General features: G+C 32.8%; 24 protein-coding genes. 11 read left to right on the plus strand and 13 right to left on the minus strand.

Annotation, left to right across the window (positions count from 1 at the left end):
- The 5 genes from B4H69_RS06880 to B4H69_RS06895 form a co-directional block, all read right to left on the minus strand.
- A partial coding sequence (locus tag B4H69_RS06880; RefSeq protein ID WP_291093249.1) for an FAD:protein FMN transferase occupies positions 1-751 on the minus strand: 751 nt, incomplete at its 3' end.
- Positions 752-815: 64 nt separating this feature from the next.
- Positions 816-2,249 carry an NADPH cytochrome P450 oxidoreductase family protein gene (locus tag B4H69_RS06885; protein WP_349679657.1) on the minus strand — a complete coding sequence of 478 codons (1,434 nt, stop codon included), beginning with the start codon at positions 2,247-2,249 and terminating at the stop codon, positions 816-818.
- Between the two features lie 13 nt (positions 2,250-2,262).
- Positions 2,263-2,784, minus strand: coding sequence for a PepSY-associated TM helix domain-containing protein (locus B4H69_RS16450; RefSeq protein WP_349679658.1), 522 nt, complete (start codon positions 2,782-2,784; stop codon positions 2,263-2,265).
- Positions 2,785-2,984: 200 nt separating this feature from the next.
- Positions 2,985-3,470: a DUF2271 domain-containing protein gene (locus tag B4H69_RS06890; RefSeq protein ID WP_070567915.1), complete on the minus strand. Its 486-nt coding sequence runs from the start codon at positions 3,468-3,470 to the stop codon at positions 2,985-2,987.
- A gap of 118 nt (positions 3,471-3,588) precedes the next feature.
- Complete coding sequence (locus B4H69_RS06895) at positions 3,589-5,094, minus strand: ankyrin repeat domain-containing protein (RefSeq protein ID WP_070568301.1); 1,506 nt, start codon at positions 5,092-5,094, stop codon at positions 3,589-3,591.
- Between the two features lie 306 nt (positions 5,095-5,400).
- Here B4H69_RS06895 and B4H69_RS06900 point away from each other — a divergent pair, with 306 nt between their 5' ends.
- Positions 5,401-6,297 carry an ABC transporter ATP-binding protein gene (locus tag B4H69_RS06900; RefSeq protein WP_180904607.1) on the plus strand — a complete coding sequence of 299 codons (897 nt, stop codon included), beginning with the start codon at positions 5,401-5,403 and terminating at the stop codon, positions 6,295-6,297.
- 1 nt (position 6,298) lies between these two features.
- A complete protein-coding gene (locus B4H69_RS06905) occupies positions 6,299-7,129 on the plus strand; it encodes an ABC transporter permease (protein WP_180904608.1) in 831 nt (276 codons plus the stop codon).
- A gap of 279 nt (positions 7,130-7,408) precedes the next feature.
- Here B4H69_RS06905 and B4H69_RS06910 read toward each other — a convergent pair whose 3' ends face one another.
- The gene (locus tag B4H69_RS06910) at positions 7,409-7,921 is read right to left on the minus strand and encodes a hypothetical protein (RefSeq protein ID WP_180904609.1); all 513 of its coding nucleotides are present in this window, start codon (positions 7,919-7,921) and stop codon (positions 7,409-7,411) included.
- Between the two features lie 230 nt (positions 7,922-8,151).
- On the opposite strand from B4H69_RS06910, the gene B4H69_RS06915 reads away from it, so the two are divergent.
- The 4 genes from B4H69_RS06915 (at position 8,152) to B4H69_RS06930 (ending at position 11,325) form a co-directional block, all read left to right on the plus strand.
- The gene (locus B4H69_RS06915; RefSeq protein WP_180904610.1) at positions 8,152-9,177 is read left to right on the plus strand and encodes a DHH family phosphoesterase; all 1,026 of its coding nucleotides are present in this window, start codon (positions 8,152-8,154) and stop codon (positions 9,175-9,177) included.
- Positions 9,177-9,704, plus strand: coding sequence for an FKBP-type peptidyl-prolyl cis-trans isomerase (locus tag B4H69_RS06920; protein ID WP_180904611.1), 528 nt, complete (start codon positions 9,177-9,179; stop codon positions 9,702-9,704). Before B4H69_RS06915 ends, B4H69_RS06920 begins: the two co-directional genes overlap by 1 nt.
- 25 nt (positions 9,705-9,729) lie before the next feature.
- On the plus strand, positions 9,730-10,809 hold the full coding sequence (locus tag B4H69_RS06925; protein ID WP_244957946.1) for a peptidylprolyl isomerase: 1,080 nt from the start codon (positions 9,730-9,732) through the stop codon (positions 10,807-10,809).
- 345 nt (positions 10,810-11,154) lie between these two features.
- A complete protein-coding gene (locus B4H69_RS06930) occupies positions 11,155-11,325 on the plus strand; it encodes a hypothetical protein (protein WP_180904612.1) in 171 nt (56 codons plus the stop codon).
- A gap of 65 nt (positions 11,326-11,390) precedes the next feature.
- Here the strand turns inward: B4H69_RS06930 and B4H69_RS06935 are convergent, their stop codons facing one another.
- Positions 11,391-12,395, minus strand: coding sequence for a hypothetical protein (locus B4H69_RS06935; protein ID WP_291093259.1), 1,005 nt, complete (start codon positions 12,393-12,395; stop codon positions 11,391-11,393).
- 131 nt (positions 12,396-12,526) lie between these two features.
- Here B4H69_RS06935 and B4H69_RS06940 point away from each other — a divergent pair, with 131 nt between their 5' ends.
- A complete protein-coding gene (locus tag B4H69_RS06940) occupies positions 12,527-13,339 on the plus strand; it encodes a WG repeat-containing protein (protein ID WP_291093261.1) in 813 nt (270 codons plus the stop codon).
- Between the two features lie 37 nt (positions 13,340-13,376).
- On the opposite strand, the gene B4H69_RS06945 is transcribed toward B4H69_RS06940, so the two are convergent.
- Together B4H69_RS06945 and prmC are read right to left on the minus strand one after the other, a co-directional pair.
- Positions 13,377-13,940 (minus strand): GNAT family N-acetyltransferase, encoded by a 564-nt coding sequence (locus B4H69_RS06945; RefSeq protein ID WP_038336711.1) that lies wholly within the window; start codon positions 13,938-13,940, stop codon positions 13,377-13,379.
- A 551-nt stretch (positions 13,941-14,491) separates the two neighbouring features.
- Positions 14,492-15,316: a peptide chain release factor N(5)-glutamine methyltransferase gene (prmC, locus tag B4H69_RS06950; RefSeq protein WP_038336710.1), complete on the minus strand. Its 825-nt coding sequence runs from the start codon at positions 15,314-15,316 to the stop codon at positions 14,492-14,494.
- Between the two features lie 92 nt (positions 15,317-15,408).
- Here prmC and B4H69_RS06955 point away from each other — a divergent pair, with 92 nt between their 5' ends.
- Positions 15,409-15,741: a DUF3060 domain-containing protein gene (locus tag B4H69_RS06955; protein ID WP_160279610.1), complete on the plus strand. Its 333-nt coding sequence runs from the start codon at positions 15,409-15,411 to the stop codon at positions 15,739-15,741.
- 56 nt (positions 15,742-15,797) lie between these two features.
- On the opposite strand, the gene B4H69_RS06960 is transcribed toward B4H69_RS06955, so the two are convergent.
- Both B4H69_RS06960 and B4H69_RS06965 read right to left on the minus strand, forming a co-directional pair.
- Positions 15,798-16,841 carry a PTS transporter subunit IIC gene (locus B4H69_RS06960; protein ID WP_291093264.1) on the minus strand — a complete coding sequence of 348 codons (1,044 nt, stop codon included), beginning with the start codon at positions 16,839-16,841 and terminating at the stop codon, positions 15,798-15,800.
- A gap of 80 nt (positions 16,842-16,921) precedes the next feature.
- Positions 16,922-20,383, minus strand: coding sequence for a methylmalonyl-CoA mutase family protein (locus tag B4H69_RS06965; protein ID WP_291093266.1), 3,462 nt, complete (start codon positions 20,381-20,383; stop codon positions 16,922-16,924).
- A gap of 182 nt (positions 20,384-20,565) precedes the next feature.
- On the opposite strand from B4H69_RS06965, the gene B4H69_RS06970 reads away from it, so the two are divergent.
- Positions 20,566-21,468: a hypothetical protein gene (locus B4H69_RS06970; RefSeq protein ID WP_180904622.1), complete on the plus strand. Its 903-nt coding sequence runs from the start codon at positions 20,566-20,568 to the stop codon at positions 21,466-21,468.
- A gap of 1 nt (position 21,469) precedes the next feature.
- Here B4H69_RS06970 and B4H69_RS06975 read toward each other — a convergent pair whose 3' ends face one another.
- On the minus strand, positions 21,470-22,147 hold the full coding sequence (locus B4H69_RS06975) for a uracil-DNA glycosylase (RefSeq protein WP_180904623.1): 678 nt from the start codon (positions 22,145-22,147) through the stop codon (positions 21,470-21,472).
- A gap of 59 nt (positions 22,148-22,206) precedes the next feature.
- Positions 22,207-22,791 (minus strand): TIGR00730 family Rossman fold protein, encoded by a 585-nt coding sequence (locus B4H69_RS06980; protein WP_291093269.1) that lies wholly within the window; start codon positions 22,789-22,791, stop codon positions 22,207-22,209.
- Positions 22,792-22,920: 129 nt separating this feature from the next.
- On the opposite strand from B4H69_RS06980, the gene B4H69_RS06985 reads away from it, so the two are divergent.
- Complete coding sequence (locus tag B4H69_RS06985; RefSeq protein WP_180904624.1) at positions 22,921-25,068, plus strand: endonuclease MutS2; 2,148 nt, start codon at positions 22,921-22,923, stop codon at positions 25,066-25,068.
- A complete protein-coding gene (locus tag B4H69_RS06990) occupies positions 25,049-25,570 on the plus strand; it encodes a hypothetical protein (RefSeq protein ID WP_180904625.1) in 522 nt (173 codons plus the stop codon). Before B4H69_RS06985 ends, B4H69_RS06990 begins: the two co-directional genes overlap by 20 nt.
- Positions 25,571-25,587: the final 17 nt, after the last annotated feature.

The raw sequence follows: 25,587 nt of genomic DNA on the forward strand, positions 1-25,587 counted from the left end.
CAATCTCGGCGGAAGGTCCATAAATCGTCACTGAAGTTAATCCCGTAGCTGGATAACCTGTCACTGGATTTATAATATGTGAATACCGTTTCCCATTGATCTCCGCGTATTTCTCATAGCTGCCTGAAGTGGCTACGGCCATTTCATTCAAATGAAGAACTTTGACCATTCGATGGGGTTTGAACGGATTGTTTACACCCACTTTCCAGGCGTCCCCCCGGGGTGGGTTTCCCCAAGCCGAAAGATCTCCGGAAGCATTAACTATACCTGCTTCAATTCCTTTTGCCTTCATCATGTCCCTGCCACGATCAGCAGCATAGCCCTTCCCGATCGAGCCGAAACCGATCTTCATACCGGGCAATTCCAGAAAAATTGTCGAAGATGCACTGTCGAGACGGATGTGTTGATAGCCCACCTTGGCGACAGACCTTTTAACCAGATCTTCCGTAGGCATCGTGGTCATACTACCATCAAATACCCAAACTTTATCCAAGGCAACAATACTAATATCAAAGGCTCCGCCTGAATTTTGAGCATACTGGATCGCTCGCTTTGTTAATTCAAAAACTTCCCTATCCACCTTAACGGGCTTAATCCCTGCATTGCGGTTCACCGCTGCTATTTGGGTTTGCGGACGCCATTCTGAAATCAGGTTTTCTATTCGATCTATTTCGGAGATGACTTCATCGATATGCTGATTTGTAATCGCGCTATCCCGATCTACCAAGCTGATTTCAAAAACAGAGCCCATAAGGGTNNCGATCTATACCAAAAGTAGTCTTCGTGACGGGATTTACCATTGTACCATCAATTTACTAATAACAATCCGTTAAGATTTGTCCACTTTCTTTGTAGTCGGCAATAGTTTTGCCGACATGCGCCAGGAGAAGTTCATTTAAAGTATGTTCAACATCATGCTGCATACGCAATGCACCACAAAGCAATACACAACCTCCTTTTTCAAGCAATTCGACAAAATATAGCGCATCCCGACGGATCAGGTCCATGACATATTGTGGATTTTCCTCGCGCGAAAAAGCCAGTTCAAGCTGCTGCAGATGTCCCAGCTTTATCTGCTCATCAGCAAAATCCACATAGTGCGCAGTCATTTCATTTCGATGGCGAAAACCAGCATACAGACGCAAAGGCGTCCTACTTTCATTTTCTGAAATCATGCCAAGAAAGGGTGCTACCCCTGTACCATTGGCAATTAAAGCGACTGCATTTGCTGCTTTCGGGAAATGAAAACTTGGATTAACCATGACACGTGCCTGGAGGGTTTGATTAGTTTCCAATCGATAGAGGAAGCTAGAACCAAATCCATCAGGAAACAATTTCACCACGAGCTGCACCATTCCATCTTTGTAGCCGATCGAATAAAAACGTTCACGTTGATCTTGCGCGGGATAGATTGCCAATAAATCGCCCGATTGCATGTTAATTTTACTTGCAGGCTTCAGCACTAAAGTAAAGGTCGTGTTAGTCGCTGAAACAGCAGACTTCGCTACCACCTTAAATTTCGTCAGTCCGACAACTTTAGCACTATAAATAGCTGGTGCAGAAGCGAGTGCAATAGTGGCCTGCGAAGACCAGTCATGTATCCATGAAATAAGTTCATCAACATCCTTATCATTAACGGTATGTAAGTCTGTTAAACGCGAAGCCCAACCTTGTTTTTCTAGTAAACAATCAATTTCGCGCGCATAAGCACAAAAATCGGGATAGGCTTTTGAACCAAAGCCGAGAACCGAAAATTGTACATCTTGTTTTTGTGGATGGCTATTGAGCTTTTGTTCAAATTGAAGTGCATTGGAGGGTGCTGTTCCTAGCCCGTATGTCGAAGTAAACACAAGCAAGTGTTTTGCCTTTGGAAAGCACTGATATTGGTTCATTCCGAGCAGCAACGATTTTTGCCCATCCGCCAAGAGCTGTTTATGGATCTGATTGGCGAAAAACAGCGTGCTTCCATTTTCCGTTCCGAAAAGAATAACAATCTCCGCTTCTTCAGGTTTATATTTATTCTTGATTTTTGTACGCGTGCGCTTGAATGTAATGACGAACCCTGTATAAATAAAGAACACAATATTCAACGATGCGAGCCCCAGTACAATAGCCCATATAATATTGGTCTTACCCGTATGAAGGTCCAAAGACAACTCTTCGGCCAATGCAGTAAAGGGGTACTTGACTTCTTTATGCAAGCTTCCATTCAACTGGTTGATGGTCAATTCCCGATCGCGAAGCTTCAATACAAAATATTCGTCAGGATCGCCTTCNNATAAACGGAAACTCCAAGGTCTTCAAATCAACAAGTTTTGTATTTTGGAATATTGAAAATTTTGCCACCTCCAATTCGATATCTTCCTTCATCTTATTGGAATATTCGATGGTTTGATTCGGCTTCTTTAAGATTTCAATACGTACCAGGAATAAATAGGTACCAGTTAGGGCCAATATCAAAATTGGTATCAAAAATAAACGTCCTGAAACAACGTGGAAATACTGGGCAAAAAAGTCCCGATTGATTTTGGCAAAGAAGTGTCGAACGCCCTGTTGACGCTTAACAATCAGAACAATTCCTGAAATAGTAATAAGAAACAACAGAAATGAAACCACACCAATAATCACCCGGCCGGTCACTTTCAGAAAGAGCGAGCGGTGTAAAGCTGTAACCCATTGAATAAATTGGGACTTATTCAATTGGGGACCAAGCAGACGCCCGGTATTCGGATCAATATAACCCTTCACGGTATTGCCATCAGCGTCTATGGCATCAATACTCACAAATTGATTGTGATCTACCGAAATCGNNCAGGTTTAAAGTTTCAATATGTTCAACCCGATAAGGTGGAATTTTTTCGTTGACAGCGTCAACGGCCAATATTACGCCAGTTATCGATAATAAAAGTAAAAAGACAGAAGAAACAATAGCTAAGGCTAAATGTGCATACCTCCAAATAGATACCAGCATTTTTACCCCTCTTTTATTGTATTTTATTTAACTTGACAAGTTTGATGTATCCCTTGCCGTTCGCTTTTTCGGTAATGGCTTCTTTTGTTAAAGGGATTTCAACATCGGCAGTATGATATTTTTGTTCCTCTACAGCAGATTCAAAACGGAGTTTATACCCTTTGTTGAACTTCGATTCGTCAATATCCAATGTACGCATGGCACGGTCACCGCCACCAACTGACGCACCCGTCACCGCATTTAGCTTCTCTTTGGTCTTATTTTGAAACTTGTACCATTCCTTGATCGTATTATACCATTGCTTATCAGATCCCAATACGGCGAGTGTTTTTTCGTAAGCTCCACTAGGATTAATCAGTGAAATCACGACGTAGGCTTTCTCACCTTCGTAGGCATTCATTTGGATCATGCACTTATATTTAGCTGCCTGTGCGAAAGAGCTTAGGGCTGCCATTGAAAATAAAAGAGTGGCTATCGTTGTTTTAAATATGTTATTCATCTTCAATTGTATCTAATTTTAAGGTATCCGTAGTCCGTTCAACGTTACCAATATTTCTATTATTTATCGGGATCTTTCATCGATATGATTAGAAATACCACTGAAATACGATGTTGTCTTATTTCAAAAAGTCAAGCTGCACATTGGACTTAGCTAAGAAATCGTTCTCTTTCGCCAGGTCATAAGCTGTTTCATCGAATTCTGTTTTCAATTCCTTTTTTGCACCAAGCGAAACCAATGTTTTTAATATGGAATCGTCTTTAGCTAGGAGAGCTGCCTTATGTAGTGCCGTCGTTCCTTCTTTATCTTGTGCGTTAATGTCTACTCCAAGTTCGCTAGCTTTCTGGATAAGCTTCACATTCTCTTTGGCTACTGCCAAATGATACAATGTACTACCATTTTTTTGCGGAGCATTAACGTCCAATCCGTTCGTCTTAAGGATCGCTAATTTTTCTTTAAACTCATCCCCTTGTGACACATTTCCCTGACCACCTGGTCTTCCCCCCTGTGGCAATTCCTTGTAAGAATTAAACCAATAGAACGCTAAGTTATTGCCCTCCTTATCCAATACCTTGGTATCGGCTCCATTTTTAACCAATGCCGCAGCTACTTCAGGAGTTCCATTTGCTATTGCTTTAGTCAATGCAGATTCTCCTTTTTCATTTACAGCATTCACATTTTTCGCTTTAGTAAGCAGCAACTCGACCAATTTAGCATCTTTACCACTAGCAGCCACCATAAGTGCCGTATTTCCTTCGTTGTCAGCTTTTGCGACATCTACACCTTTATCCAAAAAATAATTGATCACATCCATATCTGGCCTACGAACCAAAGCATGCAGTACCGTAGCACCTTCCTTATTTACCGCCTTAGGATCCAATTTGAACTTTTCAACCAAATAGGTATAAACCGCCAAACCGTTAGAAGCTTGTCTAGAACCTTGAGTCGCAAAAAACAACGCATTGTTGGTTGGCTTTACACCACGGGCGATGAATTTCTCCATAAGCGCGGTATTTCCAAGTTTAGCAGCATAATCCGTTACCGTACGGCCCGACTCATCTTTATCTTGAATAGATAATCCTTTTTTTATGAAATAATCCGTCAATGCCAGGTCCTTGTCTGCAGACGCTGCAAGCATCATCAAAGTTGCACCACCTTCATATTTCTGTTTGGGATTCACACCTGCTTTAAACAAGGCATCATACACAGCAGTATTTGTATTTCCTGTTGAAGCTGCATAAGCGACAATTGGGTAACCATGGCTATCTTGGTAATTGACATCAGATCCCTTCGCTATTAAAAAATCGACCAATTCAGCATTTCCACTTGACGCTGCCCAGTGTAAATAACTACGGCTGTGATGTGTCTTCTTGGTTACACTATTCCCTTCTTGTTCGATCATGAATTTGACGACATCAGTCGGAGCACCATTTAATATAGCCATAGTGACCGGATCAAAGGATGCCGCATTCGGCTGAGAAGGGCTATTTCCTTTGCTGATTTCTGCTTTAACAACGGTCAATGTAGGTTTGCCCTTCCAGAACTCGCCGTTCATCAACGAGTTTGTCTGCGCCTGTGCATAAGATGCAGCGAATAATAAAGCTGCCAAAAGTGTCTTTTTCATTCTTTTATTTGTCTTTTGAAGGTGATGGAGCAACATAACCTATTCATTCCCTACTCAATTATTCTGCAAATTGAGCTTTAATTATTCGATAACACGGGTCGGAATATATCGTGTTGGTTTCATCAGAATATGTGTAAACGCGTATATTTTTAGAACATGGATGCTTTCCGAATTCGATGTTTGCAACAATTTCTGCATACAGCCAAGCCCATGTTTAAAATAGATCAACTACTTTATTTAAATTAATTCTAAATTGTAACAAATTAACGAAAAACTCTACATATAAAGAAAACAAATTCAACTACTATGAATAAAGTTCTTGAAATTAATCAACTTACAAAAAAATTTGGCAGTTTTACAGCGGTCAACAATGTCACTTTTTCGGTAGAAAAAGGAAACGTTTATGGATTACTTGGTCCAAACGGAAGTGGAAAATCGACAACATTAGGAATGATTCTTAATGTGATCAATCCTACAGCGGGTTCATGGAAATGGTTCGATAAGGAACCAGATAACGATTCGTTGAAAAAAATTGGAGCAATTATCGAAAGTCCAAAATTCTATCCTTATTTATCAGCAGAAAAAAATCTTGAAATTGTTGCGGATATTAAAGAAGTTAATTACGCAAAAATTGACGAAAAGCTTGAATTAGTCGGATTACTTTCTCGTAAAAAAGATAAATTTCAACAATATTCGTTGGGAATGAAGCAACGTTTGGCTATTGCGGCTGCGTTGTTAAATGATCCTGAAGTGTTGATTTTAGACGAACCTACAAATGGTTTAGATCCGCAAGGAATTATTCAGATTCGTGAATTGATTATTAAAATTGCACAACAAGGCACAACAATTATTTTAGCAAGCCATTTATTGGACGAAGTAGAAAAAGTATGTTCGCATGTGGTGGTTCTTAATCAAGGTAAAATGCTTTATGCGGGTTCTGTAGATCAAATGAATTCGAGTTTTGGAAGCATTGAAGTTGCTGCGCAAAATATGGAAAGTTTGGAATATACATTAAAAACGTTCTCATTCGTTTCGAAAGTTACCAAAGAGAATAACAAACTTTTTGCTGTTTTATCAGAAGAAAAAGATCCTGCAGAAATCAACAAAATGCTTTATGAACAAGGGATTATCGTAAATCATTTGGTAAAACGTAAAGAATCTTTAGAACAACAATTTTTCCAATTAATCCAAAAACAGAACTAACATGAAAAGATTATTTAGCATAGAATGGAATAAATTATTCTACAACAAAGGAACACGAATTTTCATTATTTTATACTTCGTGATGATTCTGTTAATGGGAATTACGTTGCCAAATTTCAAACCAAATATGAATGGAATTGAAGTTGATTTAATCAAATTGGGAGCATTAGAGTTTCCTGTAATTTGGCATAATATTACGTGGTTAATTGGTTTTGGAAAATTCTTTTTAGCTATTATTGTCATTAATAATATTACCAACGAATATTCTTTCGGAACTTTCAAACAAAATACAATTGATGGTTTATCGAAAACAGAGTTTCTTAACACTAAAGTTTTGATGAACGTTGTGATAACATTGATTTCTACATTTTTAGTTGGCGTTTTAGTTTTTGCATTAGGTTCTATTTTTAGCGAAAAATTTGATTTTGTAAACGGAATTGAATTCTTAGGTGGATATTTCGTCGAAATCTTCGCTTACATTGTTTTCGCCATGTTTTTATCATTTTTATTAAAGAAAAGTGCTTTTGCGATTTTATCTTTAATTGTTTTGAATATTATAGAATCTGTTGCTAAAGTTGTTGAATTTTTAGTGCGTTTTGGTAAAAATCCTCCAAAAAATCCTGAAGAAATTAAAATCTTAACTAATTATTTACCACTAAACTCAAACGGAAAAATAGTTGATTATCCTTCTGTAGATATACAAAAAGCGATTATGGAAGGAAAATTATTTGTTGCGGATCATTTACAATGGGAATATTTTGCTGCAAATGTTTTCTACATCATTTTATTTCTTGGTTTATCCTTATTAATTATCAAGAAAAGAGATTTATAAATTATAACGTTTCATAAAAACAAGAAAACCTCCAAATTTGGAGGTTTTCTTGTTTTTATGAATTCATCTTATCGTTAATGCTTAAATTTATTTTTCTTGACAAATTGTAGAAAATTCATATACATGTTTCTCTAAATCTCTCCAAGAAATATCACTTTTATATTTATCTACTAACGTTTGACATGACTGATACATTGGAATAAAAGCGTCTTTGTAATCAGACTTCTCTATTTTATACGCTGTTTCTCCATCTTTTGAAATATAATAAGATTTATCAATTCATCCAGCAACTTTAATACCTCCAAAACCTAAAGAAGTCGTTTCACCTGCATAAGGATCATGATATACTTTGATTGTAGAACTGAAATCTGGATTTAGAAGTTGCATTAACATATTCGTTCTTTTTTTCTTAACCATAACAGGAACATTCTCAAAATAAACATATCCTTGACCAGTCAAGGCATTATTCAATCTTTTATCTGCATAATTATTCACTTCATGTAATGCTTCTGACATTTTTGTAAGTTTATTCAACTTTGTTGGCATCAAATACATCGATTTAACTTGTTCGGGCTTCAGTTTTATCTTTTTATTATTACCATCTTTAATTACAATTTCCTCTATCAAACCTTTTTTTCGGTCAATATCATCTACAGTTCCTTGTAATTCTGTACCATCTGCTAATGTTAAATAAACAATTTCTTTATGCGAAAATGCATCTGATGGTTGTAAAAACTCTTGTCCAAAAGCAATCCCTCCTAATAGGATTGCTAAAAAAGTAGTCTTTTTCATAATTAGATTTATTATATAGTTGATTATAAGTTATATCAACAAATATAATCGAATTAATATTTGTTTTACATTTTTTTATTATTCTGATTTTATTTTTAATAATCATAAAACGGAATTATAACAATTCATCAACAAAATATGCACATTGAAAATAAATAATTCATTTAAATTTTGCAGTTTTCTTCTTCAAAGCAATTTACAATATCAGTTGTTTGTTTATCTTTGCAACTATGCAAATGACAAATTTCGAAGAGTTAAAAACTCTTTTAAAATCAACACCAAAGAAAATTGCAATTCTACCGCACAAAAATCCTGATGGAGATGCGATAGGTTCTACATTGGCGATGTATCATTATTTGAATAAATTGGGACACACGTGTAACATTGTTTCACCAAACGATTTTCCGAAGTTCCTAAAATGGATGCCTTCAGCAAAAGATATTGTAATTGCAGATTACCGACCAAAAGTTGCCGAAGCAATTATACATCAAGCTGAGTTGATTTTTATCTTAGATTTTAATACTGTAAAACGAATTGATGACTTAGGAAACTGGGTTGAACGTTCGAAAGCGCCAAAAATATTAATCGATCATCACCGCGAACCAGATACATTTGATTTTATGTATTCGGATATCGAAATGCCAGCGACTTGTCAAATGGTTTATAATTTTATCGAAGCGATGAATGATTTGGATAAAATTGACAAAGGCATTGCTGAATGTATTTATACTGGAATAATGACGGATACAGGTGGATTCCGTTTTCGTAATACATCGGCAGATACGCACAGAATTGTGGCAGAATTGATTGATAAAGGTGTAGAAGTTGACAAAGTGACTTCGTATGTTAACGATTCGCAAACGCAAGGACGTTTAAAATTGTTATCATTAACCCTAAATAATCTAACTTTTTTACCAGAACATCGTACAGCTTTCATGTTCTTAAAACGCGAAGATTTATTAGCAAATGGTTTTCAAAAAGGAGATACAGAAGGTTTTGTAAATTATGGTTTGAGTGTAGAGAATTTTATCTTTTCTGTAATTTTTATTGAAGATACACATCATAATTTCATTAAAATTTCGTTACGTTCTAAAGGTGATTTTGATGTGAATGAATTTTCTCGCAAACATTTTAATGGCGGTGGTCATATGAATGCGGCTGGAGGTCGTTCGGATATGAATATGGAAGAAACAATTGCTTATTTCCAATCACTTTTACCAGAATATCAAGAAAAATTAGCTAGTATCGTTATCTAATGAAAAAAGTTATTTTATTCACTTTCGCTGTTTTTGCGTTAATGAGTTGTGATCAAAAAGTGATACAATATCCCGTTTCATATTCTAATGATGATTTTATGAAACGTTCGCAAGAGCGTGGAAAATTATTGCATCAAGAAGAATTGCAATGGTTTGATGATTATATGAAAACATCTGACCTAAAATTTGTTAAAACGAGTTCGGGTTTTTGGATTTCGAATAGTGGTCAACGAACAGCTCAAACAGCTAATAATGGAGATTATATCGAATTTGAATATCAAGTAACTGATATCGAAAACAACATTTTATATTCGTTTAACGATAATAAAATTCAGAAAATAATTTTAGGAAAAGCTGATATTGTGAGAGGTTTACAAGCTGGTTTACAATTAATTCCTGAAGGTGAAACTGCTAAATTATTGTTACCTTCGTTTTTAGCTTATGGAGGTTATGGCGATACGCAAAAAATTGCGCCAGACTCGCCTATTATTATGGATGTAAAAGTTTTGAAAATAAAAAAACACTAATAAACACAAAGACTGTAAAGTTAAAATGAGAAAAATATTATTAATCTTAACTGTCATCACTACCCTTGTTAGTTGTGGCGTTAAAATTCCAAAATCGATGAGTAAAGAAGAATTTAAAAGTTTAGAAGACGGATTGTATGCAAAAATGACAACAAATCATGGTGCAATGACAATCAAATTATACGAAGAAGAAGCGCCAATGACGGTTGCTAACTTTGTTGGATTAGCAGAAGGTACAAAAGAAAATAAAGCAAAAGCAAAAGGAGTTCCTTTTTATGATGGAATCATTTTTCACCGTGTGATCAAAGATTTCATGATTCAAGGTGGAGATCCAGACGGAATTGGTACAGGTGGACCTGGTTACGATTTCGAAGATGAGTTTGAACCAACTTTAAAACACGATAAAAAAGGTGTTTTATCTATGGCAAATTCAGGACCAGCTACAAACGGTTCTCAATTCTTCATCACAGAAGTTCCTACACCATGGTTAGACGGACGTCACACTATTTTCGGACAAGTTGTAGAAGGTTTAGATGTAGTTGATTCTATTGCAAATGTAGAAAAAACGCCAAGTGATAAACCAGTTGTTCCAGTTGTAATTGAGAAAGTAGAAATCGCTCGTAAAGGTGATAAATATGCTAAATACAACGGAGCTGAAGCATTTGAAGCTGCAAAAGCAAATCACGCAAAAAAACAAGCTGAAGCTGAAGCGAAAGCAAAAGCTGAAAAAGATGCAGAAATTGCTCGTCAAAAAGAATTAGAAGCAAAAGCTCAATCAACTCCTTCTGGATTAAAATATGTAATTTTAGAAGAAGGTAACGGAGCAAAACCAGTTCAAGGAGATCCAATTCAAGTACATTATACTTTACGTTTAAACGATGGTGAAAAATTAGATTCTTCTTACGATCGCAATCAACCATTAGACGCTACAGTTGGTGTAACAGGATTAATCCAAGGTTGGATGGAAGCATTAACAATGTTCAACAGAGGTTCTAAAGTTTTCTTAATTATCCCTGCTGAATTAGGTTACGGATCAAGAGGTGCTGGAGGTGTTGTACCACCAAATGCAACTTTATATTTTGATATGGAAGTTTTAGATAAATAATTTATCTATTCAAAATAAGTAGAAAAGCCACTCAAATTGAGTGGCTTTCTTTTTGTCTACATTTTTGAAATAACTATTTTACCATTCTCAATTTACAACCAGCTACTACGAAAAAATTGTAAACTTTAACTCCTATTAGTGTTTCATGAAAAGACAATTTAAAAACAATTTAAATAATTACAATTCAATATTTTAATACAATTCACTCCACATACTTGGAATGCGACTGATAAGCAAACTAATCAAGTTAGAGCTAGTTTTATACAAGATATTCATCATTATTTTGGATGGTATAATAACGTAATCGAACTTTGACAAATAAATAAGGTGTTGAAAATCTGGCGAATGAAATTGCGAAAAAGTTCAAAGATTACAAAATCATTCTTTTCTGAATATAATGCAGAAACTAATCTTAAAAGAAAAATCATTTCAGATAAAATTATTTGGAACTATGATACAAAATATAAAACTTCTCAAAAAGAAGCCACTACGAAAGATATTCATGTGGAACTTTAATGAGAAATAATATAATAAAAAAGGCTTAAAATTAATTNNAGCCTTTTTCAAAATAATCATATAAGTTATTTCCAAATATATTTTTCACCTAACCCTAATGTAGATTTTATAATGTAGTTTCCTTCATCATTTTTCTCTGTAAGAACTAAAATAGGATAATATTCACCAGCAGGTATTAGTTTCGTTATATTAGAAGTAAAACTTAATTTTTCAGCTTTGGTATTTCCTGAAACTGGATAGACATCAAAATTTAATAATTCAAATCCATCAATTTCTTTTTCATTAACTATATTTTGTTTTGAAAAATAAACCAATAGCTTTAATTTATTTGTCGGTTTAGAGTTTAAATTTTGAATTGAATTATTGATACCGTTAACAGTTACCATCAAAGTATTAAAATCAATTTCTAATTTCCAAATACCTGCTAATTTTAATTTTTTATTGGCATTTTCAATATCTAAAGAGCTTTCTACAGGGGTATAGATATCAGATAAAGTGGCATCTATATCCTTTGTTGAAGCCAAAGTATTATCTTCTGTTACTTTTGGTAATTCAACATTTTGTATAACTTTATCTATCAATATATTATTAGATTCTAATGAAATTTTATTGCTTAGTACTTTATAGTTCAAAATAGAACCAGATTCTTTTTCTTTCAATAATAAAATTGGTGTATATTCTCCTTGCGATAAAGCTTGTACATCAGCCCCTTTGAATGTTACAATCACATTATTGAAACTAGTTCCGTTACCTTCTAAATTCCCTAATTGTGCATTTGTATTGATTTTATTCGGTAAATTATATAAATCTACAGATGTTTTTGATGGAGCAAAATATAAATCAAGAAATAAAGTCTGACTTGTTTTGTTAGAATAATTTGTCAATTTTCCTCCAGAAATTTTATAGTTAGATGTATTTCCGTCGTTAGAAATTTTCCATATTCCTTCAAAAGAATAATCTTTATTAATTGTAGTTGGTAAATTAGTAATGTTTATACTATCTTGTTGAGCAGCAGCAAAACTACTCGCCATAACAGTTGTGGTTAAAAATAGTTTAGTAAAAATATTCATAGGTTATACTTTAAGCTTTCTCACAAAAATAAGAATTAAATTTACAAAAAGTGTTTAAAATCGGATATTTTAAAATTTATATATAAACTATTAATTTTTGAATAATTAATTTTGCATCGAATTATAGAATTATGACTAAAATATCACCAAAAGATACCGACCAATTTGACGATTTTGTTCACAAGGAAACAACGACATTTGAAGAATTAACTGTTTTCGATCGCAACAATTTGGCACCAATATCTATTGATAATCAATTTGGTTTAATAGATAAAGAAGGAAATGTAATTATTCCATTCGAATATCAAAAACTTGTGCTCACAACTGTTAATGCCTACAGCGCGCAAAAAGAAAATAAGTGGGGAATTATCACAAAATCTAACCAAATTTTGATTCCGTTCGAATATGATTTAACGAGTGATTTTATTGAGAATATTTGTGCTGTAAAAAAAGACGGAAAATGGGGTTTTATTGATTTATTAAATCAAGTTGTGATCCCGTTCGAATATGATGGTTGTACAGATTTTAGAGCTGGTTTGGCTGGAGTTGAAAAAGAAGGAAAATGGGGAATGATTAATAAAAATAATCAGTTGATTATAGCTTATCAATACGAATATTTAACACCTGTCGATCAAAATTTTGCCACTTTTGGAGAAGCTACTTCACTAAAAGTTGAGCGTCCAGATGTATTAGCTTATTTTCCATATTTCTTATCAAAAGAGAATTATTTGATGCATTTTGGTTTAATTTCTACCAAAAACGAACTAATTTTAAATCCAATTTCTGAATTACCAATTTTAGAAAGTTTCGAAAATCAAGCTGTTATTCGTCAAAATTATCAATTAGGTTACTTAAAAGATGGAAAAGATTTTGTAAAATTTGAACAATTTACAATCGATCCGTACGAAGAAAAAATCTTAACTCAATTAGGGGTAATGAAATAAAAAAAGAGCTTTGAAAAAAGCTCTTTTTTATTATCTATTATTTTGGTTTGTATTGCATATGTTCATGATTTTCGTTCATCAACATTTTTTCTCCTACCACTTCAAAACCTTTTCTTTCGTACAATTTCTTTGCATTCGGGTTTGTAAAGTCAACCAATAAACCTAAAGTTTTACCTTGCTTATTTCCTATTTTATCAATCAAATAATCCAATATTTTAGAACCTATTCCTTTTCCTCTAAAATCTTCGGAAACTGCAATGGTATCAATATATATTTCACCTACTTGTGTTTCATCTTGCGGATGAATAATTTGGTTATAATCATTTTTCAATAATTCTAAAACAGGTTTTCGAAGTTCTTCTAATTTTCCTCCATCATAAAAAGTTGTTGTTCCAGCAAATTGCTTATCATATTCTACAACAACTGTATTTTGATAACTATATTGATTTTCTTCTTGTTCAATTAATTTTTTCAAGAAGTTAACTCCTTCTTCATAATCTGTTTTTCCGATAAAATCATAAACGATTTTATCCATTGCTAACATCATCAATTTTGCAATTGATAACGCATCTGTCTTTGTTGCTTCTCTAAAATTTAACATAAAAAAATAGCCTTGAGATTTCTCAAGGCTAAGTTAGCAATAATTATTTTGAAATTATTTCGCTTTTAATTTATCTAACGTATTGTTATATCCTTCTTTTGCTTTTTCTCCAGCTTCTTTCGCTTCTGCTTTCACATCTTTTGCTGCCGCATTAATATCAGCTTTTGCATCTTTTGCAGCTGTATTGATATCTTCTTTCGCTTGCGAAGCTTTTGCATCTACTTTATCTACTGCATTATTCACTCCATCTTTTACATCTTGAGCAGCATTATTTACAGCAGCTTTTGCATCAATCCACGCTTTATTAGCATCGTCATAAGCTTTTTGTGCAGCTTCTGTTGCAGCTTTATCACCTTTCGCTTTTGCTTCATCTAAAGCTTTTTTTGCTTCATCTACTTTCGCTTTTNNTAATACAAATAATTTTTTCATAGTTGTTTATTTAATTGTTTTAATAATAGAATCAATTCTAACAATTTTAATACCAAATTGCGAACGATTATTGAATTAAAATTAAATCTTTTCAGAAAATAAAACAAGATTTTTATAAATAATTATTGATTAGAAGCACTTAACATACGATCATTTCCAGAAATATCTTTGTGAATAATTACATTTTGATAAAACTTTTGGAATAATTGTTTTGTTTCTTCTCCCAAATATTGATTGATTTCGCAATAAATTTTTCCATTCTCTTTCAAATGATTTTTAGCAAAATCTATTACTCTTTCATAAAAAATTAAAGCATCATCATTTTCAACAAAAAGCGCCAAATGAGGTTCAAAATTTAAAACATTTTGATGCATTTCTTCTTTTTCAAGATTTCGGATATAAGGAGGATTTGAAATAATCACATCAAATTTCTGGTTTAATTGAATGTCCTCCAGTAAATTATTCTGATAAAAATTTATATTAACTTTTAAAGTTTCAGCATTTAATTGTGCTATTTTCAAAGCATTTTCAGAAATATCTAATGCAGAAAATTTTGCATTTGGAAATAATTTTGCCAACGAAATAGGAATACATCCTGTTCCTGTCCCTAAATCAATCATAGAAATATCTTGATTTTGAGCATAATCATTTCTAATTAATTCGACCAATTCTTCCGTTTCAGGACGAGGAATTAATGTATTCTCATTTACAAAAAAGAAATCATTATAGAAAAAAGCTTTTCCAGTAATATGCTGTATCGGTTGACCTTTTTTTAATTGTTCTATATCGGATAAAATTTCAGTCGTTAATTCAATTTCAACTTGGCTAGATAAATCAAGATTCAACTTATCTTCTACATAAATCATGAAAATATGAGAAGCTTCTTCTTTATCATATAGTAATTCCAATTTATCTAAAAACAATTGTTTTAGCTCAACTAAAGTCATTCTGTTAAATTTTTGTAAAGTTAGATTTTATTAATTGAAAGTGCACGATTCTTGATTTCTAAAAAGTAACCAAAAAATAAATCACAATGAAAATGAATAAATTATTATGTGCTGTTACGATGTTATTTATTAGTCACCTTTCTTTTGCACAGATAGAAATTGATGGAAATAATAAAAAACTAACGTTAGATTGTAAGGGACAAAAAGTAGAAGTTGGTGGAAGTGGACATGTGATCAATTTGAAAGGAGATTGTACTAAAGTTGAGATCATGGGAACAAATAATACAATATCTGTTAATGGATTAACTTCTGCTGAATTAGCTGGCGAAGGAAATACATTATATTATCGTAAAGCTTTATCTAAAAATGGTAAATTACCTCAAATAATTGAGGGAAACAACAATACAATTATCAAAAAGCAGTAAAAATCTTTTCATTTATTATGTCTTTAATAGTTAGAATCTCTTTCTTAATTGTATTATTAAAGAAAGGGATTCTTTATTATTTTAATGTTTAACCNNATATCACCGTCTTTTATCCAGTTTTTCTTTTTCATAAAAATGTAAATTAAATATGAAATAATTGCTGGAGCAATGATTTGCAAAATCAAGATTGACGTTAATATATATGATGTATCGTATTTCGATTTCATAGCATTGAAAGTTCCTATTTGACCAACTAAACCGCAAGAACCCATCCCCGATTCTAAAGCTGTATTTTCCATATTGAAATAAATAATTGCAATTGGACCAATAATAGCTGAAGCCAAAGTTGGCGGAATCCAAATTTTCCAATTTTTATAAATATTAGGTACTTGCAGCATACTTGTTCCTAATCCTTGCGCTAAAACACCTTTCAAACCATTATCTTTAAAACTGATTGTTGCAAACCCAATCATTTGCGCACAACAACCTATTGTTGCAGCACCAGCAGCTAAACCATCTAATTCTAACATTAGACACAGAGCAGCCGATGAAATTGGCAAAGTCAAAACCATACCAACAATTACAGCAATTACAATTCCCATTATCAAAGGATTTGAATCGGTTGATAGCATAATTATTTCACCAATCCATTTCATCATTTGTTGAACAGAAGGACCAATGATTTGTGCTAAAATTACTCCAACCAAAACAGTAATAATCGGTGTAATGACAATATCTATTCGGGTTTCGCCTGCAACCATTTTTCCTACCTCAACCGCTACAATTGTCGCGATGAAAACGCCTAAAGGCCCACCTAATTGATACGCTGCAATTCCTACAACTGCTGACGAAAATAACACCAATTGAGGTGCTCGTAAACTATAAGCAATCGCCAATGCAATCGCAGGTCCTGTCGCTTGATTTGCAACTGGCCAAACAATATCAGTTAAAAAAGAAACATTTAATTCTTCACCAATGGTTTTCAAAATTGTACCAACCAATAAAGTTGCAAATAAACCATAAGCCATTGCGCCCATTGCATCGATAAAATATCGTTTTGCAGAAATTTGTATATCTTTTTTGAGTAGGAAATCTTTCATGTTTGAAATTTACAAATTAATTAAAAATAAATAAGCCTTGTCTTTCGACAAGGCTTAAAACAATATTATAACTATATTTCTTACATATTTCTACGATACTGTCCACCTACTTCGAACAAGGCAGAAGTAATTTGTCCTAACGAACAAACTTTGGTAGCTTCCATCAACACTTCAAAAATATTTTGATTGTTAACAGCTGCTTGTTGCGCAGTTTCTAATGCACTTTCAGCTTGTTGTTCATTAATTTTATTCAAATTTTCTTTGGTGTGAATTTGGAACTGTTTTTCTTCCTCAGTCGCACGAATCACCTCCGCAGGCACCACGGTTGGCGAACCTTTTGAACTTAAGAACGTATTTACACCAATAATTGGGAACGTTCCGTTGTGTTTCAATGTTTCGTAATATAATGATTCTTCCTGAATTTTAGAACGTTGATACATCGTTTCCATCGCTCCTAAAACACCCCCACGCTCTGTAATACGATCAAATTCTTGTAAAACTGCTTCTTCTACTAAATCTGTTAATTCTTCTATTATAAACGAACCTTGAATTGGATTTTCGTTTTTTGCTAAACCTAATTCTTTGTTGATAATCAACTGAATAGCCATTGCACGACGTACAGATTCTTCTGTTGGCGTTGTAATTGCTTCATCATACGCATTGGTATGCAAAGAGTTACAGTTGTCGTAAATTGCATATAAAGCTTGTAACGTTGTACGAATATCATTGAAGTCAATTTCTTGTGCGTGTAACGAACGACCCGAAGTTTGAATGTGGTATTTCAACATTTGCGCACGCTCATTAGCTCCGTATTTATTCTTTAAGGCTTTTGCCCAAATTTTACGTGCTACACGACCTATTACTGAATATTCTGGATCGATACCATTCGAGAAGAAAAACGATAAGTTTGGCCCAAACGCATTGATATCCATTCCGCGAGATAAATAATACTCAACATACGTAAATCCGTTTGCTAACGTAAAAGCTAACTGCGTAATAGGATTCGCTCCTGCCTCTGCAATATGGTAACCCGAAATAGAAACCGAATAGAAATTACGTACATTTTGGTTGATGAAATACTCTTGCACATCACCCATTAAACGCAACGCAAATTCAGTTGAGAAAATACACGTATTTTGTGCTTGATCTTCTTTTAAAATATCTGCCTGAACCGTTCCACGAACTTGAGCTAACGTATTTTTCTTAATTTCAGCATACACATCCGCAGGTAAAACTTGATCTCCCGTTACACCTAAAAGCATCAATCCTAAACCATCATTTCCTTCTGGTAAATCGCCATTATAACGAGGTCTTTCCAAACCTTTATCTTCATAAATAGCTTTGATTTTTGCTTCAATTTCAGCTTCTAAACCATTTTCTTTGATGTATTTCTCACAATTTTGATCAATCGCGGCATTCATAAAGAAACCTAACAACATAGGTGCTGGTCCATTAATCGTCATCGAAACCGAAGTTGCTGGATGCGATAAATCGAAACCAGAATATAATTTCTTCGCATCATCTAAACAACAAATCGAAACTCCGGCATTACCGATTTTTCCGTAAATATCAGGACGATGACCAGGATCATTTCCATACAATGTTACCGAATCAAACGCTGTAGACAAACGCTTTGCAGGCATTCCTTTCGATACATAATGGAAACGACGATTGGTTCTTTCCGGACCACCTTCACCAGCAAACATACGCGTTGGATCTTCGCCTTCACGTTTGAAAGGATATAATCCTGAAGTAAATGGAAACTCTCCCGGTACATTTTCTTGTAAAACCCAACGTAAAATATCGCCCCAAGCTTCGTACTTTGGCAACGCAATTTTTGGAATTTGTAAGTGTGATAAAGACTCAGAATGTGTCTGAATTTTAATTTCTTTATCACGCACTTTAAATGTATAAACTGGATTTTTATATTTATTTACCTTTTCATCCCAAGTCGTAATTACTTCCCAGTTGAAAGGATCTAAATTCATTTTTAATTTATCAAATTCAGCTAAAAGAACTTTAACCAAATCAGCATTATCAGTTCCAGAAATATCAATCCCGTGTTGAGAAATCGTTGGCGTTTTTCCAGAAAGTGTTTCAATTGTTTTAAAGAAACCATATAGTTTTTGAGCAACATCTCTCTGCGCATTTGCACGCACATCATATCCACGATTATTCTCTGAAATCTCAGACAAATAGCGCGTTCTTGAAGGTGGAATAACAAAAATCTTTTCAGACATTTCTTTTGTAATTTGAAAAGATGATTTCAAATCGGCACCTGTTTTTTCAACAACTTTATCAATGATTGATTTGTATAATTGATTGGTTCCTGGATCGTTAAATTGAGAAGCAATTGTACCAAAAACTGGCATTTCATCAGGATTTACATCCCACAAATTATGATTACGTTGATATTGTTTTTTTACATCGCGCAACGCATCTAAAGCACCACGTTTATCGAATTTGTTAATCGCAACAATGTCAGCGAAATCTAACATATCAATCTTTTCCAATTGCGTTGCAGCACCAAATTCCGGTGTCATAATGTACAATGAAGCATCAGAATGATCTAAAATTTCGGTATCTGACTGACCAATTCCAGAAGTTTCTAAAATAATCAAATCATATTTCGCTGCTTTCAACACCTGAATTGCTTCCTCTACATATTTAGATAACGCTAAATTTGATTGACGAGTAGCCAACGAACGCATATAAACACGAGGATTGTTGATAGAATTCATACGAATACGATCGCCTAACAAAGCGCCACCTGTTTTCTTTTTTGATGGATCAACAGAAACCAAGGCAATTGATTTTTCAGGAAAATCAATCAAGAAACGACGAACTAATTCATCAACCATCGACGATTTTCCTGCTCCACCTGTTCCCGTAATTCCTAAAACTGGTGCAGATTTATCAGCTACTTTATCGAAATCAAATGCTTTTAAAAAGTCTTCTTCACGATTTTCAGCCAACGAAATTAATCGCGCAATCGTCGTGATGTCTTTATCTTCTAATGATTGATACACATCTTTTCCTTCTGGTAATTCTAATGCCCCTGTCGGAAAATCTGCTTTCTCTACCATATCATTAATCATTCCTTGCAAACCTAATTCTCTACCATCATCAGGAGAGTATAAACGTGTAATTCCATAATCCATCAATTCTTTAATCTCTGACGGCAAAATTACACCTCCACCTCCACCTACAATGCGGATGTGACCTGCTCCTTTTTCTTGAAGCAAATCGTACATATATTTGAAATATTCGTTGTGCCCTCCTTGGTAAGATGTCATTGCAATTGCATTTGCATCTTCCTGAATCGCTGTATTTACAACATCTTCAACAGATTTATCGTGACCTAAATGGATTACCTCGCAACCCGTTGCCTGAATGATACGGCGCATAATATTGATCGACGCATCGTGCCCATCAAACAAAGCCGCTGCGGTTACAATTCGCACTTTATTTTTGGGAGTGTATACTTCTTGTATTGGATGTACAAACTTTTCTTTCTTTTCTTCTTGAGTAATTTGTGACATTTATTTGTGATTTTGATTTTTATGACTCTTGCTAAGATAACATAAATTTCAATGTTTTTAGTACAGATGAAATTATCATATTCAGTAAAATATTGAAGTTTTATTAATAAATCACCATAGTTTATATTGATTTATTTACAATATATTATTAACTTTAAAGAGAACTATTTAGAATTCTACTTATGAATACTTATTCTCTAAAAAATCTATCAGACCTGTCAAGACTAGATGAACAAATGATTATTTTATGGAATAAAAAGTTCAATTTGTTTAACGAAGATAAGATTGATAAAAATTCACTATTTAATCATGATCACTTAAAAAAATTAATTATTATTTCTTTTTTAAGTGAATCAAACAAAAAAAATACAGTAGAAAATTTAAGTGTAAAATCACTTTCTGAAATACAAGTTTTATCCGAATTTGAAATTCAAAATTATATCCAGAAATACAAAAGTTATGAACCAATTATTGAGTTATTAATCTGTTCTTGTTTTTCATATGATACACGTTTTTTTGACACAATTCTTACACTTTGTTTCAATAAAATTGGAATCGAAAAATGTTGTATAGATATAGTTTTCCCTTTTTTAAGTAAAATGTCTATCATTCTAGAAAAGTATACTATTCAAGAATCGGTTATTTCTTTTTCTAAAAATCTAATTAGAAAACATCTTTTTTATTTGATTAAATCAATTCCATATTCAGATCAAAATTCTCGTAAATGGCTTTTATTTTTACCTGAAAAAGAAAATGAAGATTTAGAATTAATTTATACTTATCTTCTTTTAAAAATTAATAACGAAAAAGGAATTTATTTAGGCGAAAATCAAAGTTTAAATTCTATTTTAGAATGTATTGAAAATACTCAAATTACACATATTTTTATTTATATCTCTAAAAACTATGACTCTTCTTCTCTTGAAATTTATCTCGAATCAATCAAGAAAAATCTTCCAAACATTACCATTTTTGTGGCAACATATGCTGTTCTAAAAGATAAAATAACCGAAAAAGTTCCGTATATAAATGTAAACAATCCAACAGCTTTTAATTCTTATTTACAAAAAATTATGACGATGTAAATTATTTGTTTTTGATTTCCCAATTTATAGGTTGTAAGTTCTTACTTTTCAAAAAATCATTTGTTTTCGAAAAAGGTTTACTCCCCCAAAAACCTCTGTAAGCTCCTAATGGAGAAGGATGAGCAGATTCTATTACAAAGTGTTTATTTCGGTCAATTTTTGCTCCTTTTTTTTGAGCATAAGCTCCCCAAAGTATAAAAACAAGGTTTTCTTTTTGATCAGAAAGCTTCTGTATTACAGCATCTGTAAATATTTCCCAACCTTTTTTCTGGTGCGAACCTGCCTTAGAAGCTTCAACCGTCAAAGTTGCATTTAATAATAATACACCTTGTTTAGCCCATGTTTCCAAATTTCCTGAAGTCGAAACTCCTATTCCTAAATCATCATTTAACTCTTTATAAATATTCTGCAAACTTGGAGGTAATTTAATTCCATCGGCAACCGAAAAAGACAAACCATTTGCTTGTCCAATCCCATGATAAGGATCTTGACCAATTAAAACAACTTTAACATCATTAAAAGGTGTATAATCAAATGCAGAAAATATTTTGGATGCGGGGGGATATATTGTTTTTGTTTTGTACTCATTTCGTACAAAATCTGTCAATATTTTAAAGTAATCTTTTTCAAATTCATCCTTTAAAACTTCTTTCCAAGAAGCATCTAATTTCACATCCATATTATTCTTTTATGGAAACAAAATTATTCTTTTTATACTTGCTGGAGTAATTTTTCAAACTAAATCTGAGATTCATTTATCCATTTACCAACTGTAGGAGCTTTATAATTTTTTAATTTCTCAAATAAAAGATCTAGATTATCACTAACAATTAGCATATCATAATTTTCTTGTTTCAGAAAACCTTTGGTAACCATACTTTTAATAAAAAGTAAAAGATCATCAAAAAAACCATCTATATTGTAAATAGCAATTGGTTTTTTATGTAATCCTAATTGAGCCCATGTCAACATTTCGAAAAACTCTTCAAGTGTACCAAAACCTCCAGGTAAAGTTATAACACCATCAGAAAGTTCATTCATTTTCGCCTTACGTTCATGCATAGAATCTACTAAAATAAGTTCACTTAATCCTTTATACTCAACTTCAACTTTCTTCAAAAAGTTTGGTAAAACTCCAATAGCTACACCTCTATTTTCTAAAACTGAATCTGCTATTACGCCCATTAACCCTACATTAGCTCCACCATAAACAAGTTCAATTTTATTTTCTGCTAATTTTTGACCTAATTTATATGCTTCTTCTTTAAAAATCTTATTTGAGCCATTACTCGANNACCCACAAAATACTGTTAATCTCTTCATTCCATAAATATAAAAATCAATATCCATCAAAATATAAATTATAGATTTAATAAATTATTAAATCTATATGTAAATAGTATTATCTGTCATTTATTTCTAACTAAAGAATTTATCCGTAATTTTGCGTTAATGCAAATATCAGAACAAACTTTAAAAGATTTAGAATTTAATGCGGTTCAGAAAGAAATCGCTGAATTTGCTTATACAGAAAAGGTTGAAGCGTTTATTTTTAACTTAAAACCTTACCAAGATCATCAACTTTTAGTACAAGATCTACAAACGACAAACGAATATTTAACAAGTTTCGAGACGGGAAATCGTTTTCCGTTTTCAGAATATTATATTTTAGATGAAAATTTAAGCCGATTAGAAATCGAAAACTATTATTTGCCTGCAGAAGAATTCTTCAAAATCAAGGCAAATACGCTTCAAGTGAAAGAAATCTTGAAATATTTGACAGCTTTCAACGAATATGCACCTGTTTTGTTTGAAAAAGCTTCAACGATTACTTACGAAAAAAATATCGTAAAATTAATCGATCAAGTATTCAATAAATTTGGAGAAATCAAAGACGACGCAAGCCCAGAGCTGAAAATTGTGCGCGATCGTTTGCGTCATTTAAATGGCCGAATTACCGAATTATTCAATAAATCAATGTCTTATCATTCGGATTATTTGGATGACATTCGCGAATCTGTCGTTGGAAATCGTCGCGTTTTAGCTGTTAAATCAGCTTTGAGAAAACGTGTGAAAGGACAATTTTTAGGTACTTCAAAAACTGGATCGATTACGTTTATTGAGCCAGAAAGTGTACAAAATCCTCGTCGCGAATGGGAAGAATTGAAAGAAGAAGAAAAACATTTGGTTATTCAGATTTTGTTAGATTTAACTGCTCAAATTGCGGAATACAAACCAAAACTTGAAGAATATCAAACATTTTTAGAGTACATCGATTTTACACAAGCGAAAGCAAATTATGCTTTTTTGATTAATGGAATTTTACCTCAACTTTCTGAGAATCGAATTATCAAATTAGTCGATGCTTATCATCCTGTTTTATTTTTAAACAATAAAAGAAAAGCTCAAAAAACGATTCCGCAGAGTTTAGAAATTAACGAAGATTGTCGTATTATCATTATTTCTGGTCCAAATGCTGGAGGAAAATCAATTACGTTAAAAACGATTGGTTTACTTCAAATTATGATTCAGAGTGGTGTTTTAGTTCCTGTAAAAGATGAAAGTCAATTTGGATTTTTTAATCAAATTTTTACAGATATTGGAGATAATCAATCCATTGAAAATCATTTATCAACCTACAGTTATCGTCTAAAACAAATGTCGTATTTTTTGAAAAATGCTGATGATAAAACATTGTTGTTAGTTGATGAATTTGGTACAGGTTCTGATCCTGAATTAGGTGGAGCTTTGGCGGAAGTTTTCTTTGAAGAGTTTTATGAACGCAATTCTTTCGGTGTTTTTACAACGCATTATACAAATATCAAATTGAGCGCAGAAAGTTTGCCAGAAGCGATAAATGCTTGTATGTTGTTTGATAAAAAAACATTGGAACCACTTTACCGTTTGGAAATTGGACAAGCCGGAAGTTCGTTTACTTTTGAAGTTGCAGAGAAAAATAAAATTCCGTTTCGTTTGATTAATCGCGCAAAGAAAAAAGTTGAAAGTGAAAAAGTGAGTTTGGATAAAACTATATTAAAACTTCAACAAGAGAAATTTGAAATTCAGAAAACAAAAGATCATGTTGAAGAGTTGCGCGAAACGAATATTGAACATAATGAAAAATTAGAGCAAACGAACGAAAAAATTCAACAAAAACTATATGATTTTCAGCAATTATATGATCGTGAACAAAAACGTTTGAAACTTGGTGAACGTATTTCAGACATGGCGGATTCTTACTTGAAAACGAAAAATAAAAAACAAATGATTTCGAATTTCTTGAAATTAATTGAAATGGAAAATTCGAAAAAAACGAAAGAAGTTCAACAATTAAAGAAAATCGAAAAAATTGTAGAGAAAGAAGTTAAGCGTGAATTAAAAGAAAATTCTGAAACAATTTCTCAACAAAAACATGTGATCGAAAAGAAAGAAAAAGCAGCTACGCAAAAGAAAATTGATGCGTTAAAAGTTGGTGATCGCGTCAAAATTCATGGTTCGTCGAGTGTTGGAACAATTGATAAAATAAAAAAGGAAATTGTTTTTGTAAATTATGGTTTATTTACAACTCAAATCAATGTTAATGAAGTCTATAAAATCTAATATGATCAATCAAAAAATAATAACGTTCCTCCTATTCCTTGTTTTTTCTAATTTAGGTTTTGCACAAACAAATCAAAATTGGAATTGGTTAATCGGAAATTGGGAAGGCGTTGGTAATGGAAAGCCAGGAGAAGGAAAAGGCGTTTTTTCTTTTGAATACCAATTGGATCAAAATGTAATTGTTAGAAAAAGTCATTCCGAATATCCTTCGCGAGATTCTAAAAAAATGACAATTCATGATGATTTATTGGTTGTTTATTTAGATGAAAATAAAAATTTATCGAAAGCCATTTATTTTGATAACGAAGGTCATGTTATCAATTATTCGATTACTTATACCGAAAAAACAATTACATTTCTGAGTGAAACAAAACCCAATCAACCAACATTTAGATTGATATACTCGCTACTAGAAAATAAAGAAGTTAATACAGCTTTTGAAATTTCGATGGATGGAAAAAATTTCAATACATATATAGAAGGAAAAAGTAAAAAAATATAAAACGAAAAAGGTTAGTG

The organism is Empedobacter sp. UBA6745 (genome assembly GCF_002453775.1).
GTDB classification, from domain to species: Bacteria; Bacteroidota; Bacteroidia; order Flavobacteriales; family Weeksellaceae; genus Empedobacter; species Empedobacter falsenii_C.

What these genes read in the sequence shown, in the direction of transcription:
- B4H69_RS06955 (WP_160279610.1), top strand. Translation starts at nt 15,409, where the DNA reads ATGAATAAATTATTATGTGCTGTTACGATGTTATTTATTAGTCACCTT.
- B4H69_RS06905 (WP_180904608.1), top strand. Translation starts at nt 6,299, where the DNA reads ATGAAAAGATTATTTAGCATAGAATGGAATAAATTATTCTACAACAAA.
- B4H69_RS06935 (WP_291093259.1), bottom strand. Translation starts at nt 12,395, where the DNA reads ATGAATATTTTTACTAAACTATTTTTAACCACAACTGTTATGGCGAGT.
- prmC (WP_038336710.1), bottom strand. Translation starts at nt 15,316, where the DNA reads ATGACTTTAGTTGAGCTAAAACAATTGTTTTTAGATAAATTGGAATTA.
- B4H69_RS06965 (WP_291093266.1), bottom strand. Translation starts at nt 20,383, where the DNA reads ATGTCACAAATTACTCAAGAAGAAAAGAAAGAAAAGTTTGTACATCCA.
- B4H69_RS06915 (WP_180904610.1), top strand. Translation starts at nt 8,152, where the DNA reads ATGCAAATGACAAATTTCGAAGAGTTAAAAACTCTTTTAAAATCAACA.
- B4H69_RS06910 (WP_180904609.1), bottom strand. Translation starts at nt 7,921, where the DNA reads ATGAAAAAGACTACTTTTTTAGCAATCCTATTAGGAGGGATTGCTTTT.
- B4H69_RS06970 (WP_180904622.1), top strand. Translation starts at nt 20,566, where the DNA reads ATGAATACTTATTCTCTAAAAAATCTATCAGACCTGTCAAGACTAGAT.
- B4H69_RS06990 (WP_180904625.1), top strand. Translation starts at nt 25,049, where the DNA reads ATGAAGTCTATAAAATCTAATATGATCAATCAAAAAATAATAACGTTC.
- B4H69_RS06940 (WP_291093261.1), top strand. Translation starts at nt 12,527, where the DNA reads ATGACTAAAATATCACCAAAAGATACCGACCAATTTGACGATTTTGTT.
- B4H69_RS06890 (WP_070567915.1), bottom strand. Translation starts at nt 3,470, where the DNA reads ATGAATAACATATTTAAAACAACGATAGCCACTCTTTTATTTTCAATG.
- B4H69_RS06945 (WP_038336711.1), bottom strand. Translation starts at nt 13,940, where the DNA reads ATGTTAAATTTTAGAGAAGCAACAAAGACAGATGCGTTATCAATTGCA.
- B4H69_RS06975 (WP_180904623.1), bottom strand. Translation starts at nt 22,147, where the DNA reads ATGGATGTGAAATTAGATGCTTCTTGGAAAGAAGTTTTAAAGGATGAA.
- B4H69_RS06925 (WP_244957946.1), top strand. Translation starts at nt 9,730, where the DNA reads ATGAGAAAAATATTATTAATCTTAACTGTCATCACTACCCTTGTTAGT.
- B4H69_RS06895 (WP_070568301.1), bottom strand. Translation starts at nt 5,094, where the DNA reads ATGAAAAAGACACTTTTGGCAGCTTTATTATTCGCTGCATCTTATGCA.
- B4H69_RS06930 (WP_180904612.1), top strand. Translation starts at nt 11,155, where the DNA reads ATGAAATTGCGAAAAAGTTCAAAGATTACAAAATCATTCTTTTCTGAA.
- B4H69_RS06900 (WP_180904607.1), top strand. Translation starts at nt 5,401, where the DNA reads ATGAATAAAGTTCTTGAAATTAATCAACTTACAAAAAAATTTGGCAGT.
- B4H69_RS06920 (WP_180904611.1), top strand. Translation starts at nt 9,177, where the DNA reads ATGAAAAAAGTTATTTTATTCACTTTCGCTGTTTTTGCGTTAATGAGT.
- B4H69_RS06985 (WP_180904624.1), top strand. Translation starts at nt 22,921, where the DNA reads ATGCAAATATCAGAACAAACTTTAAAAGATTTAGAATTTAATGCGGTT.